A 3,257-nucleotide genomic window follows, 5' to 3' on the forward strand; every position below is an offset into this window, starting at 1 on the left:
TCCGAGATCGAAAACGACCCCGCTTCACCAACGATTCGCCCCACGCAAACCAGATGGGTTGGGTTTAGGATGGGCTCAGCCGCATCACGCGGCACAGGTTTCAGTCCCCGCACAAGCGGATAGCATCACCCGGCAAGCCCGGTGTTCGCGCGCCAGCCTTTGCTGACGCGCCAGACAGCGCTCCATGCGAGCCAACAAAGCGTCAACCGCCGTCAGGCGGTTTTTTTCGGCGCCCTCACCAAAAAAACCTTCAAAACCCTGAGTGACGAAGGAAACGAGTCTCGCTGCGGTTCCTGGGCTGTTTGCAACACCCTACAGTCACCCATATCGAAAAAGTTTCTAGGCTAAAAAGCAGGGCAGGCCGCCCGCGCCGCGTTTCGCAGAAGCATGCGACCGCGACGATGCCACGTACTCCGAGGAGACGTGGCCGCCGAACTGAGGTTCGGTATCCAGGAGATCAAGCGTTGATGCAGCGAGTGGGGATTGACCCACGGCATCCGCCCGGCCCCCGTCACAGGGCCAGTTCCTGCCTTCTGGCGGGAGACCACAACCCGCAAGGGCGTGGCGAGAGGGATTGGTGGCGACCAACCCGATCGAATGCGAGACTCCTGAAGCCATATCGCCCCCCGCATGCGGGTGAAAAGGTATGACCAGGAACCTTATTCCTGGCGGTGAACGAGGCACACCTGACTGTCTCAACCCCATCCTTGCCTGCGCGAGGGTGGTTTGCCGCACCGGAAATAGTCCCATCGCGCCGGGATGAATGCAGGCGTGCGCCGCGGCCTCCCCGGAGAACCGTAGGCCTGCGCCGCGGCCGTTGCAACGAAAGCTTCCCATGAGAGGCTGGCTTTTGAGTCGGCGTGCGCCGCGGCCATGCCTAACCTGACTGCTTCCGAGAGGAGCAGCCATGGCGACACCCGTAGAACCCAATCCCATCATCCGCCTCGACTTCGAGGACAGCCCCATTCTGGTGCAGGTGGGCGAGGATGGCGCCGCCTGGTTTGCGGCCAAGCCCCTCTGCACCGTGCTCGGGTTCAAGAAGACAACGGCGGCCCTTGAGCGATACGTCAAGGAAGCCAACCAGCAGGCCCGTGGCGTGCCGTCGGCAGGTGGCGTGCAGCAGATGATGCACGTCAACGAGGCCGGGATGCAGGCGCTGGTGTCAGCCAGTCATCTGGTGACAGCGAGGCGCTTCAGGACATGGATCGCTGCTGGCGTGATTCACGCGGCTGTGCGTGCCGTGGAAGCCAAGCAAGAGCCGCTGCTTGGAGACACGCTCCAAGGAATGACCGAATTCAAGCCCATCGAGCAGAAAAACGAAGTGGCGTCGGAAGACGGCAAAAGCGAAACGATTGGTGCTGCGGGCGCAGTTGAAGTGCCATTTCAACCGTTCAGCAAGTCAAAAGCATGGCTCAAGCCGTCCACCGCAACGCCCAAGCAGCGGATTGAAGTCGCCAGGCACACCATGGCGCACGCCACTGGGCTCGGGGCCAAGATCAAGAGCTACAGCGTCATCATTGGCCGAGACGGGATGATTTGGTATCCGGCGCAGCCGATCTGTGAAGACCTGGGATACACCAGCCTGGAGCAGGGCTTGTCGTTGCTGAGCGACAGCCAAATGGGGACGCACAGCGCCGGGCTCGGGAACGGTTACGTGCGCGCGGTTGATTACGTCAACGGGGCCGGGATCCGAGGATTGCTCGCCGGGAGGCATGAGAACGTTGTCTTGGCGCTGCCGCCAATGGCTTCAATGACACCAGAGGCGGAGCCGGGTCAAGCGCGGGCAGTGGAAGCGGAGGAAGTCCAACCAGTGTCAGAAAGACAGGAGCAGACCATGGGTACGGAAGTGATGGAGTTCAATTTCGGCGGGAAGACGCTCAAAGCCAGGCTGGATGTGAACGGACAATCGTGGTTTGTGGCATCAGAGGTGTGCGAGATCCTCGGTTTGGGTAATCCACGTCAGGCTGTATCCACCCATATTGAAGACGACGACAGGGATACTCTTTCAATGGACACCCTTGGCGGCAGGCAGAAGGTGACTGTCGTAAATGAGTCCGGCTTGTACGCGCTGATTGTTGGTAGCCGCAAGCCCGACGCCAAGAAATTCAAGAAGTGGGTCACCAGCAAAGTCCTGCCGTCGATCCGCAAGACCGGCCGCTACAGCGCGGAGAAAGCGCCCCCGTCCCTTGGCCCGATCGAGACCCCTCGCACACAGGAGAGGCTGCAAGGCGCGATGGATGTCGCCCGGGCGCTGATCGACATAGGTGAGTCGACACTCGGACGCGAAGGCCTCAAGGCGCATATCCCCCATCTCAGCCACCCGGAGGTTGCGTTGGGTCTGGCGGGGTTGGTTCTCAAGAACCGGCAGTTTCTGTTGACGTTCGGCGATTTTGAGCATCCGGTGATTCGTCCACTTGAGCAGAATGAAATGATCATCAAGGCGAGTGGCCACGAATGGATCGACAAGCTGCTCAGTGCCATGAACCAGGCTCAGCTCAAAGCCATGGCAAAGCTTGCCATGGCGCGGATCGACTGAGACAGCCAACCATCCCCGTGAAGCCATGATGCAAATATCGAAGATGCTTGTTGTGCGGCGCGACTATCGAGGGCAACCGCTGGTGGTGATGGTGAGCAACGGCCGGCCCTGGTTCGACCTCAAGGCCGTCTGCCAGGCAGTCGGGGTGAAGGATGTCGAGGCCGAGGCTGCAAGGTTGGATGACAAACACGTCACCTGCGTTGAGACCTACAGCGAGGATGGCTCCATGAGCAGCCGGATCATCAAGTGCAGTGTGGAAGGGCTCGATGCCATTCTGGATCGTCGGCAGGCGAGTGACTACAAGGCATGGTTGCTCGATGTGGTGATGCCGGCGGTGAGCCGCGCCATCCAAGCCATGAAACGCGAGGGGCGGGTTGCGGTGGCGCTGCAGCCAGATGTGAGAAACGTCGATTGGTTCATCGACGCATTGGATTCGGATCAAGCCGGGCCGGTGGCCGGGCATGGGATTTTGGTATGAATCGAATGCCGGAAACAGGCATTTGGCAGGAACCTGTCGTCACGGTGCTCGCGTGGATTTTGGCGAATCGGCTGCCTGGGGCGAGCCTGTCGGATCTGGATGTGATCCGGCTCCGCCTCGATCTCGATGATGAATCGAAGGCCGAGTTTCCGGACCACGGGGGTCGTGGAGACGTCAGCGTTCACCGCCTGCGCGACGATCTCGAAGTCTGGCAGACGGGGCCAGCGCGGACTGGGCGCCGTG

The 3,257-nt window shown here is 60.8% G+C and carries 3 protein-coding genes; all 3 read left to right on the forward strand.

Annotated features, from left to right (window positions below; all coding sequences use genetic code 11):
* The first annotated feature begins 907 nt into the window (after nt 1-907).
* Nucleotides 908-2,536 (forward strand): BRO-N domain-containing protein, encoded by a 1,629-nt coding sequence (locus ACYCUK_RS23985; RefSeq protein WP_461597092.1) that lies wholly within the window; start codon nt 908-910, stop codon nt 2,534-2,536.
* Nucleotides 2,514-3,014: a BRO-N domain-containing protein gene (locus ACYCUK_RS23990; RefSeq protein WP_461597093.1), complete on the forward strand. Its 501-nt coding sequence runs from the start codon at nt 2,514-2,516 to the stop codon at nt 3,012-3,014. The genes ACYCUK_RS23985 and ACYCUK_RS23990 overlap by 23 nt, the downstream gene beginning before the upstream one ends.
* Nucleotides 3,011-3,257 (forward strand): hypothetical protein (locus tag ACYCUK_RS23995; RefSeq protein WP_461597094.1); only part of this gene is annotated, 247 nt, incomplete at its 3' end. The genes ACYCUK_RS23990 and ACYCUK_RS23995, both read left to right, overlap by 4 nt.

The organism is Thiomonas sp., from assembly GCF_054608695.1.

Coding starts and splice junctions, on each gene's coding strand:
- ACYCUK_RS23985 (WP_461597092.1), top strand. CDS start 908: ATGGCGACACCCGTAGAACCCAATCCCATCATCCGCCTCGACTTCGAG.